The sequence below is a fragment of the Neisseria perflava genome (genome assembly GCF_019334725.1).
In the GTDB taxonomy this organism is placed as follows: Bacteria; Pseudomonadota; Gammaproteobacteria; order Burkholderiales; family Neisseriaceae; genus Neisseria; species Neisseria subflava_A.
Window position 1 is genome coordinate 2,087,707 of the sequence record NZ_CP079818.1, and the last position, 15,228, is coordinate 2,102,934.

Sequence of the window (15,228 nt, forward strand, 5' to 3'; positions counted from 1 at the left end):
GCCCAAGTGTAAATCCGGAGAGTTAGAAACAATGAAAAGCCTGCAGCGAATATTCACCCAACAAACGGACAAATCATGAACAAATTTTGCGAAATCACCTTTTGCCAACAAATCGGCAGCAACAAACAGCACAACCAAGATGCCCTTTTTAACGGCGAACAAGTGTTTCAATATAAACTCAAAACCGCTGAAACACGTCTTGAAACCCGTCCACGCTTTATCATCGGGATAGCCGACGGCATTTCCAATAGCAATCGTCCCGAAAAAGCCAGCAAATCAGCCATGCACCTATTAAGCCATACAACCAAACTCAGCCGTCAAACCATCAATCATGTACAAACCGCTTTATCTAAAGAGTTGGCAGAGGATTATTTTGGTTCCTCAACCACTTTTGTTGCCGCCGAAATCGACCAAACCACCGGCAAAACCGAAATCATCAGCGTAGGCGACAGCCGCGCCTATTTGATTGATACACAAGGAAAATGGAAGCAACTGACCCAAGATCACTCGATACTCTCCGAATTGCTGGATGGTTTGTCGGATAAAAAAGAAGAAGGGTTTGCCACCATATATGGCGGCGTTTCTTCTTATCTAGTAGCAGATTATTCCGATTTCCAAGACAAAATGTGCCATGTCGAGCTTACGCTTAAAGCAGGAGAAAGCCTGCTGCTTTGTTCAGACGGCCTAAGCGACGCTCTTTCAGAAGAAATAAGAGAAAAAATTTGGCAACAATATGATAACGATAAGTCCCGTCTGACTGTATTTCGTAAATTAATTGCGAAACAAAGAGTTTATGATGATATGTCGGTAGTAGTTTGCCGATTGTAGTCTATAATGTTTACCTATTTTTCATACTAAGGGGTATCTATATGAGCATAGAAAAAGCAGAAATACTCAAGATTGATGACATATTTAAATTAAATTTGAGTATCCCTAATTATCAAAGACCATACAAATGGACAATTAAAAATGTACAACAATTAATCGATGACCTGCTCCAAAATTTTAGAGAGGGGAAAAAAATATATCGCATCGGCACAATTGTTTTAAATAAGGATAAAGACTGTTCTGAAATATCTGAAATAGTAGATGGCCAACAACGGCTTATTACACTCTCGTTATTGCTTCATAAACTGGGGAAGGATGATGTGTCTCTTTTAGAAGAAAAACTGAATCATAGCATCAGCAAAAATAATATTACAACGAACTATAATTTTCTCAAAAACTATAATTTCACAAATAAATTTAAGGATTATCTCCTTAACAGGTGTGAAATGGTTTGTATCGAATTAGATGACTTAGATGAGGCTTTTCAATTTTTTGATTCACAAAATGCCAGAGGCAAACCTTTAGAATCTTATGACCTCTTAAAAGCTTATCATTTAAGAGACATGAGAGATAAAGACGAGAAGGTCATTCACCAATGTGTCGAACGCTGGGAAAAATCTGCAATGTCTAACGATATAAATAATTTAGATAAAATTATCAACTATATCTTATTTAGACTTCGCCGCTGGCATTATAAAGAGAATGCAGAAATATTTACATCAGATGAATTAGATACATTTAAAGGCGTTCATGAAAAAGTTGATTATCCTTACTTACATGGAATATTAGCTACTCATGCCATACAAAAATTATCACATGAAAATCCATTTTTATATCGATCGATATCAGCATTTCAAGCCACACAAGTGCTAATTAATGGAAAATATTTCTTTGATTACATTGAAAATTATACGGCCATCTATGAAAAACTATTTAAAGAAAAGGATGGGTTGTTAGATAAAATTCATTCTATTAATGGAATTGATTTAGAAAAAGGAGTAATGGCTTTTTTAAACAATCATAAATACAGTTATCGAACTGGTGATAAATACATTAGAAATTTATTTGAATGTACCGTATTGTTATACTTTGATAAATTTGGAGCAAGCCATTTTGAAGAATTTATAACAAAAGCTTTTCTATGGGCTTATCGTACTCGGGTAGAATCTCAGCGTATTACCTTTAAGACCATTGAAAATAAAGTTCATGATATAGCTGGATTAATTTCTTATATTGAAAAATCCATTACCCCCGAACAAGTCATGCGTTTTATTCAACAAACCGAAAAAGTCAATTTTTCAAAACATGTAGATCCTAAAATAAAAGAGATTTTGGAAATTAAAGATGAAAACAAATAATAATTACGTAAAAACATTAACCATAAATGAATTATTGAATAAAGACAGATATATTATTCCTATTTATCAACGTAATTACGCATGGGGAGATGATGAAATCAGCCTTCTTATCCAAGACCTATGGAATGCATATGAGAAAAATGAGAAAAATAAGAATAATTATTATATTGGCAGCTTAGTCATTTATAAAAGAGGAAATGGAGATTTAGAAGTCATAGACGGACAACAACGATTGACCACACTGACTTTAATCATGCACTACTTAAAATCAATGCACTACTTAAAATCAGATACCTTTGTTAGAAATGTATACTTTGAGCATAGAAATGACTCCGACTATGCCTTAGGACATCTTGACTCTGACTCCATACCTGATATTTTTAAAAATGCTTTAAAATCAATAAAAAAATATTGGGAAACTGAGAGAACAGAAAAAGAAGGAAGGTGTTTGGCAGAGTTCTTACAAGAAAACGTTAAAATTATTAGAACCGAAGTACCCAAAGACACCGACCTCAATCATTACTTTGAAATTATGAATACGCGGGGAGAGCAATTAGAAAAACATGAGATTATCAAGGCTACTTTGATGAAGGTTTTAGACACAGATAGTGAGCGCTCTATTTTTGCCAAAATTTGGGATGCGTGTTCTGACATGAGCCGATATGTTGTAATGGGAATTAACCCTTCACTTAGAGAAAATATTTTTGGCAAGAATTGGGAAAATACTATCCCAACAAAATTTAATGAAATTATTGAGAATATTGCTGATGCAGAAAAGACTCAACATTCAGATACCGGCCCCGCAAATGAAGAACAATCAATTCTTCAATTAATAATAGACGATAAGGAGCATCCCCACCCTTCACAGGAAAAAGAAAACGGGCTGACAGATGGGCGTTTTAATTCTGTTATTGATTTCCCTAACTTCTTAATGCATATCTTGAAAATTTATCTAGAAAAATTTCCTACCGGCATTAACAAAGTTACCTTTAAAAAGATTTCTCTGGATGAAAAAGAACTTTGGCATGCTTTTGACAATGAAGACTGGAACAAAGAAAAGATCGTAAATTTCATAGATACATTGCTATCTTGTCGGTATTTATTTGATAAATATATTATTAAATCAAACTCTTTACGCTCAGAAAATGAGCATTGGTCTTTATGGGAAATTAAAAAAGAAGAATCAAAGAATTATTCCTATAAAAATGTTTTTGGTATCGACAATGGCAATTCCACTGATACTGAAGAAACCAATGACAAAACTAAGAACGCAATAATGTTGCTTTCTATGTTTCATGTTTCTAATCCATCCCGAATATATAAAAACTGGCTATATGCTACATTGCGTTGGTTATTCGAGAATAAGAAAAGTATTACTCAAGAAACATATATTCAGTTTCTTGAAAATCTTTGCGATAAATTTTATTTTGAAAACAACTGCAATGGAAACAGGGATTTTATGAAAATTATCTTAAATGATAATTACACCATCTCTTCAGTACATAAGACTTGGAATGATGGAGTAAACGTCCCAAATTTTGTATTTAATCGATTGGATTATCAATTATGGAAATATCCGGAAAAAGTAGAAGACTTTTCAGACAAGAAACAATCTATCTGGAAAAATTTTAGATTTAGTTTTAGAAGCTCGGTTGAGCACCATTACCCACAAAATCCCTCTCAAGATTCTCGCCTAGATAAATTAGATACAAATGTCTTAGATAATTTTGGCAATCTTTATTTGTTATCTCAAAGTAAAAATTCCCGTTTAAGTAATTTACCTCCAAATTTGAAACGGCAGTATTACGAAAAAGAGGTTGCTTATGATAGTTTGAAACAAGCCATTATGATGAATTATCCAAACTGGACAGAAAGTGAGATAAAAGATCATGAGGAAAAAATGCTAAAAATCTTAAACGAACCACTGACTGACTCATCGTATCAACCATAATCGGCACTTAACACATCTCTTCGTCCGTCTATCGGATAATCATTGCATTTATTCGATATGTCATGATACTGTTCAAAAAATATGACTATTAGGAGTTTCTCATGTCCGAACAACAAAAATTCTTTTCTACCCAAGACGGGACTTCGCTTTTCTACCGCTATCGCCCTGCTGCCGATGGTTCTTTCGATAAAGCCATTGTGCTGTTTCATCGCGGGCATGAGCATTCCGGCCGGATGATGTTTGTTGCCGATGAGCTGGGTTTCAACGATTTTTCCTATTTTGCTTGGGATGCGCGTGGTCATGGTTACAGCCCTGGTGAACGTGGCGATAGTCCGAGTATCGGCACTTCGGTTGCAGACGTAGATGATTTTATCCGACACATTCAAAGCGAATACGGCATCAAACCTGAAAACATCTGCGTGATTGCACAAAGTGTCGGAGCGGTATTGGTTTCTACTTGGTTGCACGATTACGCGCCGAAAATCCGTTGCGCCGTATTGGCTTCGCCTGCGTTCAAAGTCAAACTCTATGTTCCGTTTGCCCGTACCGGTTTGAAAATGATGCAAAAATGGCGTGGCAATTTCTTTGTCAACAGCTATGTCAAAGCCCACTATCTGACCCACAATGTCGAACGTCAAAAAAGCTACGACAACGATCCGCTTATTGCCCGCGCTATTTCTGTGCGCATCCTGCTGGGTTTATATGAAGCGGCCGAACGCGTCGTTGCCGATGCACAAGCGATTACTACGCCTGTACAACTGTTGATTTCAGGCAGCGATTGGGTTGTTCATCACAAACCGCAACACGATTTCTACAACCGTTTGGGCAGCCATATTAAAGAACGCCATATCCTGCCCGGTTTCTACCACGACACTTTAGGCGAGCAAAACCGTGAAATCGCGTTTATCGAAATGCGCCGTTTTATCCGCGAGCGTTTCAATCAGCCTTTGCAACAAGTCGATCTGACTCAAGCGCACTTATTTGGAGACAGCCGTCGCGAAGCTGACGAACTGGCGACGCCTTTGCCTGTTTGTACGCCTCGCGGCGCATTCTGGGCAATATATCGCGCCTCGCTCAAACTGGGTTCGCGCTGGAGTGAAGGCTTGAGAATCGGTCAAGAAACAGGTTTTGATTCGGGCAGCACATTGGATTATGTCTACCGCAATCAACCGCAAGGCAGCAATGCTTTCGGTGTATGGGTGGACAAATACTATCTTAACGCTATCGGCTGGCGCGGCATTCGCCAACGCAAAGTCAATATCGGCAAAGCCATTCAGACGGCCTCAGCCAAACTGCGTGAAGCAGGCAAACCGGTACACGTTTTGGATATCGCATCCGGTCATGGCCGCTATGTATTGGATGCCCTGACTGCCGACACATTGCCTAATTCCGTACGCTTGCGCGATTACAGTCCGATTAATGTCGAAGCCGGTCGCAAGCTGATTGCCGAGCGCGGCTTACAAGACACGGTTACCTTCAATGAGGTCAATGCCTATGACCGCGCCAATTATCACGATTTACAGCCGCGTCCTACCCTGGGCATCGTCTCCGGCCTGCACGAATTGTTTGCCGACAATGATTTGATTTTGAACTCGCTCTACGGCTTTGGAGAAGCCATTGAAACCGGCGGCTACCTGATCTACACCGGCCAGCCGTGGCATCCGCAACTGGAAATGATTGCCCGCGCCCTGACCAGCCACAAAGCAGGCAACCCAAACTGGGTAATGCGCCGTCGCAGTCAGCAGGAAATGGATCAGCTGGTTGAAAAAGCCGGTTTTGAAAAAATCCATCAATGGATAGACGAAGACGGTATTTTCACCGTGAGCTTGGCAGTGAAGAAATAAAAAAATAAAGGCCGTCTGAACAATTCTTTAACTTTCAGACGGCCTTATTTAAACCATGTACCTATCCATGAAACCCTCCCTAAAAACCTCCCTGCTCAAGCTGATTTTAGTTGGCGCACTGTTCTACACCAGCTACGGCCTATCCAACCATTACGCGGCGTCGCTGGACTATGTGCCTGAAATCGCTTTTACATGGGAGAGCAATATTCCGTTTTGGGCATGGACGATTGTGCCTTATTGGTCGCTAAACCTGATGTATACCGCGGCATTTTTTCTTTGCCGTGATACACATGAACAAAACCGATATGTAGCGCACCTTGTAGCCGCCCAACTGATTGCAACTGTTTGCTTTGTACTGTTTCCGCTGCGTTTCGGGTGGCCTAAACCGCCTGCCGATGGGCTGTCAGGCTGGCTGTTTGATTCATTGGCTGCATTTGATTTGCCGTACAACCAAGCGCCATCTTTGCATATCGCGTTGGCGATTATCGTGGGTGCATTTTATTGGACGCGCTTTCCCAAAATCCGCCTGCCGCTTTTCTTATGGCAAAGCCTGATTGCCTTGTCGGTACTGACGACTTATCAACATCATTTTATTGACGTGCCGACCGGAGCATTGCTTGGCTGGCTGGTGTTGTGGGCTTTCCCGCGTCAGATGACTTCGCCGTTAAAACTGGGCTCGATTAATGTACACTCAAGAAAGATTGCGTTGCTGTATTTGCTTGGCGCGTATTTGATGGCTTTGCCTGCGCTGCTGGGTGGTGTGTGGCTGTGGTTGATATGGATTAGCGTGTCTTTGCTGATGGTGGCCTTTGCCTATTTGACTGGGAATGCAAACATATTCCAAAAACAGGCTAACGGTAAATTATCGGCGGCAGCGACGGTTTTACTATTGCCTTATCTGGTGGGCGTACGGCTAAACATGGCGTATTGGTTACGCGGTAAGGCGAAAACGGCACAAGTCCGCCATGATGTATGGATTGGCAGCGTTTTGGGAATTTCAAACCATCTGCCTGCCGTATTGGATGTATGCGCCGAATATCCCTGCCGTAGCTATCAAGGAGAATATCGCTCCCTACCTTTACTGGATATGGTAACGCCGTCTGAAAACGATTTGGTTCAGACGGCCTTGATATTGGAAACCTTGCGCCAAAAACACGGCAAAGTGCTGATATGCTGCGCTTTGGGTTATGGAAGAAGTGCCGCAGTGGTGCTGACGTGGCTGCTGGTCTATGGTGGCTGCAAAGACTTGGCACAAGCGAAGGCCGAACTCAAACAGGCTCGGCCGCAAATGGTATTATCGCCGGCCACTGCCCAAGCAGTCGAAGCTGCGGCCAACCGTTTAAAACAAGGATAATGATGGACAACGCAACCGATAGCCGTATTATTGCCCACCTGCTCTCTACCGCACATTATGTTGCCACCTGTAACGCCTTACTGCTCGCCTTGTCGGTAAAATATGGTGGTGCATGGTTTGCGGTGCAACTTGTCTTGGCAGCGGTTTTGCTGTACTGCCATATCCGCATTCACTTCGACCACCGCGTGTTCCAAGACTTTGCCGACAACCGCTACTCTCCTGAAGACTTTGACTACGCCTTACAGCAAAACGGTTTGCGTCAAATTTCAGGCAGCCGTACGTTGACCCAACGGATAAACGGTGCACTTTCCCTATGGCGCAACTGCTTATACCTGACCGCCGCCCAATTTTTAATTTTGCTTATCCAAAGCATTTGATTATTTTTGCTGATTTACCCAAACCGAATCCTTAGCGGTATCTCACTCCCAAAGGCAGAAACAATGAAAAACTTCCTCAAAAAACAACTTGCCTGGCTGACCGACCAAGCCTTGTGTCTGTCGGTCTCTTTTCTTACGGGCGTACGCCCTAAAAGTCCGCGCGAGCTGACATTCAATCAGCACCAAAAGGTCTATTACGCCAATCACGGCAGTCATGGTGATTTTGTGTTGGTGTGGATTTCCCTGCCCCGCCGCTGGCGCTTGTCCACGCGTCCAGTCGCCGGTTCGGATTACTGGCTGACAAGCAAACTCAAACGCTTCATCATTCAAAACGTTTTCAACGCCTTGCTGATTCCGCGCCATAGCGATAATCCGCAAGCAATTACCGAACAGATGAAAGACGCGCTAAACGCAGGCGACTCCTTGATTATTTTCCCTGAAGGCACGCGTAATACTGACGACAACACTATCCTGCTGCCGTTCAAGTCCGGCATTTATCATCTGGCAAAAAGCAAACCCGATACCGAATTTGTGCCGATTTGGATAGACAACATCAGCCGCGTACTGCCCAAAGGCAAAATCCTGCCTATCCCGCTTTTGTGTGAAGTATATATCGGACAGCCGCTCACCTTGCAGGAAAACGAAGACAAAGACAGTTTTTTGACACGCAGCCGTGAAGCACTGCTGGCACTCAGGCCGTCTGAAAACGACCGCAGCGAGCCTCGCCAAAATGAATCTGAAGTTCATCAAAATAAAGGAGGACAAGCATGAGCCTTTCTACGACTTCCCAAAAAATCATTGTCGAACAAGCCTCCACTCATTTGACTCCGCAAGCCAGCTATATTTTTGTCGGCGTGTTTGTCGTATTGTGTTTTGCCAGCATCATCGGACAATGGCTCAAGCGCAAAAATGGCGCAGATAATGCCACCATCGCCAACCTCAACGCCCGCATTTACGCATGGTGGCTGATGACGCTGGTGTTGCTGGGCGCGTTTTGGTTCGGCAAAATCGGGACGGTTGTACTGTTTTTCCTGATTTCATTTGCCGCACTACGCGAATTTATGACCCTCGTCTATCGCCGCCGCAGCGACTATTACAGCATGGTTGTCTGCTTTTACCTGCTGCTGCCGGTGCAATACTATTTCGTCTATGACGGCTGGTATGGCATGTTCAGCATTTTTATTCCGGTTTACGGCTTTTTGATACTGCCGATTATTGCCAGCCTCAGCGGCCAAACCGCGCATTTTTTGGAACGCGCCGCCAAAACGCAATGGATGGCGATGATTTGCATATTCTGTCTGTCCCATGTTCCGGCGCTGATGTTTCTGGACTTGGACGGCTTCGATAATAGCAACAATATCCTATTGCTGATCTTCCTGATTGGCGTAGTGCAAGTATCGGATGTGTTGCAATACGTTTGGGGCAAACTGATTGGCGGTGCAAAAATCATGCCTTCGCTTTCGCCGTCAAAAACTATTTCCGGCACTGTCGGAGGTATTTTGTCGGCCACAGCCATTGCCGCGCTAATGGCGCCGATTACGCCGTTCTCCCACGGCCAAGCGGCCGTTATTGGCTTTATCGTCTGCCTGATGGGCTTTTTTGGCGGCCTAGTTATGTCTGCCATCAAACGCGATTACGGTGTCAAAGACTGGGGCAATATGATACGCGGCCACGGCGGTATGCTTGACCGCGTGGATTCGATTTGTTTTGCCGCACCCGTGTTTTTCCACATCACCCGTTATTTCTGGAACGGCTAAACTTCAGGCCGTCTGAAAGCTGTTTTCAGACGGCCTTTAATGCATGAAACTGCCAGCCCTGCCGATTCGTTATACAATACGCGACATTGTTATTACATACACACAACATGAATAAACCCTCTCCAATCTTTCCCATTTTTCTTGCTACGATTATCTTTGCCCTCATTGTTTGGTCAGGCATCAATCCCCATGACCGCGCGGTTTGGTACGCCGAAATCATCCCTGTAGCATCCGTATTCTTCCTGCTGGTTGCCACCTACCGCATTTTCCGCTTCAGCAACCTGGCCTACTTATTCATGAGTTTCTGGCTCATCATGCATTCCATCGGTGCATACTACACTTTTGCCGATGTGCCATTTGAATCCATCAACCGCTTTGTCGAGCCAATTTTGGGCGAAAACCGCAATCATTACGACCGTATTGCTCATTACATCATCGGCTTTTATGCCTACCCGATGGCCGAGTGGCTGCTGCGCCGCAAGCTGTGCAATCTGCCGTTGGCCTTATTTTTCTCCCTGTTCTTCATTATGAGCGTAGCTGCCGCCTATGAAATCATCGAATGGCAATATGCCGTTATCGACGGTGGAGAAGCCGGACTGGAATTTTTGGGTTCTCAAGGCGATATTTGGGACGCGCAAAAAGACATGCTTGCCGATACTTTGGGCGCGTTAACCTCGCTGTTTATTTTTGTGTTTACCCGTCCCGATAAACGTTTGGGTTCCTCTTAAATATATCTCTTTAAAATAAAAGGCCGTCTGAAACAGATTTTCAGACGGCTTTTTTTCATTTTTCTATCGGTATTATTGTAAAAATTAATAAATGCGATAGTTAAAAACATAAGCTGATTTTGAAACAAAATCCGTCATCAAAATTTTAAGCACATGAAATATATAAAAAACAACATCTGTTAAGGTTTTGTAAACAATATGCCTACGTCAACCTGAATTTTTCGATTTGATTTAAGTCAGCATATCTTGTGTCATTAATCCATAAAATATTCGGAATTCTACAAAATATTGATTAACCCGATAGAGGTTATCATCAAGACGAGGAACACAAAATGCAAAAAATTCCAGAATTGGTCTGCCCCGCCGGCAACCTGCCTGCACTGAAAACCGCTGTGGACAACGGTGCGGACACGGTTTACATGGGTTTGAAAGATGCGACCAATGCACGAAACTTTCCGGGACTGAATTTCGATATGAAATCGGCACGGGAAGGCGTAGCTTACGCCCATGCGCGCGGACGCAATGTACTGATGGCCATCAATACATTCGCACAAGCCGGCCAAGTGGAGCGTTGGCACGCTGCTGTGGATACGGCGGCGGATTTGGGGGCCGATGCGATTATTGTTGCCGACCCCGCCATCATGGCGTATGCGGCAGACAAACATCCGAATTTACGCCTGCATATGTCGGTACAAGGTTCGGCCACCAATTACGAAGCCATCAATATGATGAAAGAGCTGTTCGGCATCCGTCGTGCCGTTTTGCCGCGCGTGCTGACCATCGATCAGGTCAAACATGTGATTGACAATACTGATGTGGAAATTGAAGTCTTTGGTTTCGGCAGTTTGTGTGTGATGGTGGAAGGCCGTTGCATCTTGTCGAGCTATGCAACAGGCGAATCGCCCAATATGCAAGGTGTCTGCTCTCCGGCAAAATCCGTCCGCTGGGAACAACTGCCCGACCGCATGAACGTACGTTTAAACCAGGTATTGATAGACCAATACAAACCCAATGAACCGGCAGGTTATCCAACCTTGTGCAAAGGCCGCTTTGAAGTCAATGATGAGACCTACTATGCTTTGGAAGAACCGACCAGCCTAAATGTTTTGGAAATGTTGCCCGAACTCATCAAAATCGGTGTATCCGCCATCAAAATCGAGGGACGCCAACGCAGTCCGATGTATACGGCGCAAGTAACCAAATCCCTGCGCCAAGCACTGGATGCAGCCGCAGCCGACCCGTCTCATTTCAAAGTCAATCCGTCCTGGAACAATGCCTTGAGCAAAGTTTCAGAAGGTCATCAGACAACTTTGGGCGCATACAACCGCCCATGGAAATAAGGGGAAAAAAATGAATTCATTGAAATTGTCGCTGGGCCCTATTTTATTTTTCTGGCAAAAAGAAGCACTACTGGAATTTTACGTTTCCATGCTGGATACGCCGTTGGACACTGTTTATTTGGGCGAGGTAGTCTGCTCACGCCGTCAGAAAATGCGCTTTGCTGACTGGTTCGGACTGGCTGAAGACCTGGCAGAAAGCGGTAAGGAGATTATTCTTTCCTCACAAGTCCTGCTCGAAAGTGAATCTGATCTGAAACGCCTACGCAAAATTACGGAGCAGGGAAAGTTTAAAGTTGAAGCCAACGACATGGGTGCGGTCAAATTGGCACGCGAACATGGCATCCCATTTGTTGCCGGTGCAAGCCTGAATATCTACAACGAAACTACTTTGGACGTATTCCGAAAATTAGGGGCATTCCGCTGGATTGCACCGTCCGAGCTGAGCCGCGATAAGGTTGCCGAAATCATCAAGGCTTCAGACGGCATTGAAACCGAACTCTTCGCTTGGGGTAAAATGCCGCTCGCCTATTCATCACGTTGCTTTACCGCCCGCCATTACAATTTGAATAAAGACAGTTGCGAGTTCCGCTGCCTCGACCACGAGCACGGTATGGCCATGAATACGCGCGAAGGCCAGCCGTTTCTCACCATCAACGGCATCCAAACCATGTCTTACGGCTGCCAAAACCTACTGCCCCACCATGAAGACTTAAATAAAATCGGCGTGAATATGCTCAGACTGTCGCCACAAATGCACGGCATGGCTGAAATTATCCAAATTCACCGCAATGTATTGGACGGAAAAGCCACATGGGAAGATGTCCGCCCCGAGTTGGAACGACTGACTACCGGAACACTGGTTGACGGCTATTGGCGCGGTCAGCCCGGTATTGAAACCGTGAAGGAGGCATATTATGGCGCTGCCTGAAATCATATTACCCAAATGGATGGCGAAAATCGGTACCAAACTTCCCGGCAAACCTCCGCGCTTTGTTTTAGTCTCCGTATTGAATACCATGCTGAAAAAAGGTTTACTGCCTGCCGATATGGAACTTTTTGCCGGAAGAAAATTCGAAATCGAAGTTTTGGATGCCGGCATTAAAGTGCGGTTTAGTGCCAATACGGAAAAATTCCTGGATGACAACTTCAGCGGTACCCCCGATCTGAGGCTGGCCGCCAACGGTATAGACTTCATGCGCATGATGATGCGCGAGGAAGATCCCGATACCTTATTTTTCAACCGTAAATTGCAAATTGAAGGCGATACGGAATTGGGATTAATTACCAAAAACTTACTCGACAGTGTCGAGTGGCCTTTCAGCGAATGGTTCCTGAAACGCAGTACATCCACTTTGGATTGATTAATTTTGGTTGAAACAAGAACAAAGGCCGTCTGAATGTTTCAGACGGCCTTATATATTTAGTCTCTTTAATATGTCTTTTCTTATCGGCTTTATCAAATATAAAAAAGCGTACCTTTCTAGGTACGCTTTTTTTCAATCTGACTCAAAATTAGAATTTCGCGCCAGACTCGTTTGCCATAAAGTCTACAGCTGCTTTAACTTCATCATCGCTCAGGCTGCCATTACCGCCTTTAGCCGGCATAGAATTAAAGCCTTCGATAGCATGTTTGTGCAGAGTGTCTTTACCTTGTTTGATGCGAGGAGCCCAGTCTTCTTTTTTACCTACGACAGGAGCACCTGGAATCATACCGCCATGACATGTTTTACAGTTGGCTTCAAAAACAGCTTTGCCATCTACCTTAACCGGAGCCGCTTCTGCTTTTTCAGCAGGTTTGGCTTCAGCAGCCGGAGCAGCTTTAGCATCTGAAGCAGCTTTATCGGCAGCAGGAGCTGAAGCAGCCGCCGGAGCAGAAGCATCGGCAGGTTGAGCTGCAGGAGCAGGCTCGGCTTTTTTAGCAGGAGCTTTTTTACCGTCTTTGTTGGATAAACCCCAAACATAGGCGGTCATGATGTGCAGCTTGTCTTTGTCGAGGAAGTGACCCCAAGCAGGCATTTGGCTGCTGCGGCCGTTGGTAATGGTTTCGGTAATCGCTTTTTGAGTACCGCCCCACAACCATACATCGTCGGTCAGATTCGGGCCGAGGCCTTGGATACCTTGACCTTTGTCGCCGTGACAAGTGAAACAGTTGGCAGGTGGGCCGCTAAACAGGGCTTTACCGCGTTCTGCACGTTCTTCGTCGTATTGACCTTTAGGTTTAGAAAGAGACATAACATACTGTGTTACGTTTTTCACACCTTCTTCACCCAAAGCAGGACCCCATGCAGGCATGGCGGCAGTACGGCCTTTTTCAATGGTTTCCTGAATTTTCTCAGGATCACCACCCCACAACCAGTCGTCGTCAGTCAGATTTGGGAAGCCTTTAGAGCCTTTGGCATCTGAACCGTGACATTGGATACAGTAGGTATTGAAAAGGTTTTGTGCAATAGCACGGGCTTCAGGATCTTTAGCCACTTTTTCAATCGGCATATTGGAAAATTTAGCATACACTTTACCGTATTGCTGATTGGCTTTGGCAACTTCTTCTTCATATTGACCATGGCTACTCCAGCCCCACAGGCCTTTGTAATCGCCGATACCGGGATACATAATCAGGTAGCCGACGCCAAACAGCCATGTGCAGACATAAAGCCAAAACCACCAACGTGGCAGAGGGTTGTTGTACTCCGAAATACCGTCCCACTCATGACCCGTGGTTTTTACTTCTTCGCCTTTTTTAGGGCGTTTCACAACATTTTGCGAAAGCAGAAGCCAAGCCAGGCCGATGAAGCTGAGCACGACGATAACGGCAATATATATACTCCAGAAACTACTGGTAAATTGGGATGTTGTGTTCATTATTTTGCTCCGTGATCACGGACTGACTGAGCTTGATCGTCCTTTTCAGACGGCCTTTGTTCGTCATTATCGAAAATACTGCTGGCTGCATCATCATAGTTTTTCTTATTGCGTCTATTGAACACAATATAGAGGACTAAAATAAAGCTGATGAATACCCAAACAGTAAAGAGCGAGCGAGCCCAGTTAGCGTCCATGATGTTACCTTACGTTTTTCAATGCCAAGCCCAAGCCTTGCAGGTAGGCGATAACAGCGTCCAGCTCTGATTTATTGGCCAGCATTTCAGGTGCTTTGGCAATTTCTTCATCGCTGTAAGGTGTACCCACTTTACGCAGGGCTTTCATATGCGCCACAGTTGCCTCGGCATCGACTTTATTGCGTGCGAGCCATGGGAATGCAGGCATATTGGACTCCGGCACAACGTCGCGCGGGTTCAGCAGGTGGATGCGGTGCCATTCATCGGAATAACGGCCGCCGACACGAGCCAAATCCGGACCGGTACGTTTAGAACCCCATTGGAACGGATGGTCATAAACAGACTCACCGGCAACGGAGTAGTGGCCGTAACGTTCAGTTTCTGCACGGAATGGACGAATCATTTGAGAGTGGCAGTTGTAGCAGCCTTCGCGTACGTAAATATCACGACCGGCCACTTGCAAGGCGTTGTATGGTTTCACGCCTGGCGCAGGTTCAGTAACTGCCTTGGAGAAGAACAGCGGGACGGCCTCGATCAGAAGGCCGACGCTGACTACAAGCAGGGTGAATACAATCAGTACACCGACTTTTTCTTCAGCTAATTGTTGTAATTTCATTTTGGTAGCCTATCTTTCT

At 44.4% G+C, this 15,228-nt stretch carries 15 protein-coding genes; 12 read left to right on the forward strand and 3 right to left on the reverse strand.

The window, feature by feature from the left end; genetic code table 11:
- The first annotated feature begins 75 nt into the window (after window positions 1-75).
- The 12 genes from LPB400_RS10000 (at window position 76) to ubiT (ending at window position 12,898) form a co-directional block, all read left to right on the forward strand.
- Window positions 76-828 carry a PP2C family protein-serine/threonine phosphatase gene (locus LPB400_RS10000; RefSeq protein WP_070814881.1) on the forward strand — a complete coding sequence of 251 codons (753 nt, stop codon included), beginning with the start codon at window positions 76-78 and terminating at the stop codon, window positions 826-828.
- Between the two features lie 41 nt (window positions 829-869).
- A complete protein-coding gene (locus LPB400_RS10005) occupies window positions 870-2,186 on the forward strand; it encodes a DUF262 domain-containing protein (RefSeq protein WP_070814883.1) in 1,317 nt (438 codons plus the stop codon).
- On the forward strand, window positions 2,173-4,137 hold the full coding sequence (locus LPB400_RS10010; protein ID WP_070814884.1) for a DUF262 domain-containing protein: 1,965 nt from the start codon (window positions 2,173-2,175) through the stop codon (window positions 4,135-4,137). Before LPB400_RS10005 ends, LPB400_RS10010 begins: the two co-directional genes overlap by 14 nt.
- A gap of 101 nt (window positions 4,138-4,238) precedes the next feature.
- Complete coding sequence (locus LPB400_RS10015; protein WP_219088854.1) at window positions 4,239-5,981, forward strand: bifunctional alpha/beta hydrolase/class I SAM-dependent methyltransferase; 1,743 nt, start codon at window positions 4,239-4,241, stop codon at window positions 5,979-5,981.
- Between the two features lie 67 nt (window positions 5,982-6,048).
- The gene (locus LPB400_RS10020; RefSeq protein WP_225905465.1) at window positions 6,049-7,335 is read left to right on the forward strand and encodes a phosphatase PAP2/dual specificity phosphatase family protein; all 1,287 of its coding nucleotides are present in this window, start codon (window positions 6,049-6,051) and stop codon (window positions 7,333-7,335) included.
- 2 nt (window positions 7,336-7,337) lie between these two features.
- On the forward strand, window positions 7,338-7,712 hold the full coding sequence (locus LPB400_RS10025; RefSeq protein WP_219089731.1) for a hypothetical protein: 375 nt from the start codon (window positions 7,338-7,340) through the stop codon (window positions 7,710-7,712).
- A 63-nt stretch (window positions 7,713-7,775) separates the two neighbouring features.
- Entirely contained in the window at window positions 7,776-8,483 is a 708-nt protein-coding gene (locus tag LPB400_RS10030) for a lysophospholipid acyltransferase family protein (RefSeq protein WP_219088859.1), read from the forward strand.
- Complete coding sequence (locus tag LPB400_RS10035; RefSeq protein WP_219088861.1) at window positions 8,480-9,469, forward strand: phosphatidate cytidylyltransferase; 990 nt, start codon at window positions 8,480-8,482, stop codon at window positions 9,467-9,469. The genes LPB400_RS10030 and LPB400_RS10035 overlap by 4 nt, the downstream gene beginning before the upstream one ends.
- A 107-nt stretch (window positions 9,470-9,576) precedes the next feature.
- Window positions 9,577-10,197, forward strand: a complete 621-nt coding sequence (locus tag LPB400_RS10040) for a DUF2238 domain-containing protein (protein ID WP_049348280.1) — start codon at window positions 9,577-9,579, stop codon at window positions 10,195-10,197.
- 332 nt (window positions 10,198-10,529) lie between these two features.
- Window positions 10,530-11,537 carry a ubiquinone anaerobic biosynthesis protein UbiU gene (ubiU, locus tag LPB400_RS10045; protein ID WP_003748766.1) on the forward strand — a complete coding sequence of 336 codons (1,008 nt, stop codon included), beginning with the start codon at window positions 10,530-10,532 and terminating at the stop codon, window positions 11,535-11,537.
- A gap of 10 nt (window positions 11,538-11,547) precedes the next feature.
- The gene (locus LPB400_RS10050) at window positions 11,548-12,465 is read left to right on the forward strand and encodes a U32 family peptidase (protein ID WP_219088863.1); all 918 of its coding nucleotides are present in this window, start codon (window positions 11,548-11,550) and stop codon (window positions 12,463-12,465) included.
- Entirely contained in the window at window positions 12,452-12,898 is a 447-nt protein-coding gene (gene ubiT / locus LPB400_RS10055; protein ID WP_219088866.1) for a ubiquinone anaerobic biosynthesis accessory factor UbiT, read from the forward strand. Before LPB400_RS10050 ends, ubiT begins: the two co-directional genes overlap by 14 nt.
- 151 nt (window positions 12,899-13,049) lie before the next feature.
- Here the strand turns inward: ubiT and ccoP are convergent, their stop codons facing one another.
- Genes ccoP through ccoO form a run of 3 tightly spaced genes read right to left on the reverse strand, consistent with a single transcriptional unit; the run spans window position 13,050 to window position 15,209 of the window.
- Entirely contained in the window at window positions 13,050-14,396 is a 1,347-nt protein-coding gene (gene ccoP, locus LPB400_RS10060) for a cytochrome-c oxidase, cbb3-type subunit III (protein WP_219088874.1), read from the reverse strand.
- Entirely contained in the window at window positions 14,396-14,593 is a 198-nt protein-coding gene (locus LPB400_RS10065; protein WP_003748776.1) for a cbb3-type cytochrome oxidase subunit 3, read from the reverse strand. Before LPB400_RS10065 ends, ccoP begins: the two co-directional genes overlap by 1 nt.
- A gap of 4 nt (window positions 14,594-14,597) precedes the next feature.
- Entirely contained in the window at window positions 14,598-15,209 is a 612-nt protein-coding gene (gene ccoO, locus LPB400_RS10070) for a cytochrome-c oxidase, cbb3-type subunit II (RefSeq protein ID WP_063075589.1), read from the reverse strand.
- Window positions 15,210-15,228: the final 19 nt, after the last annotated feature.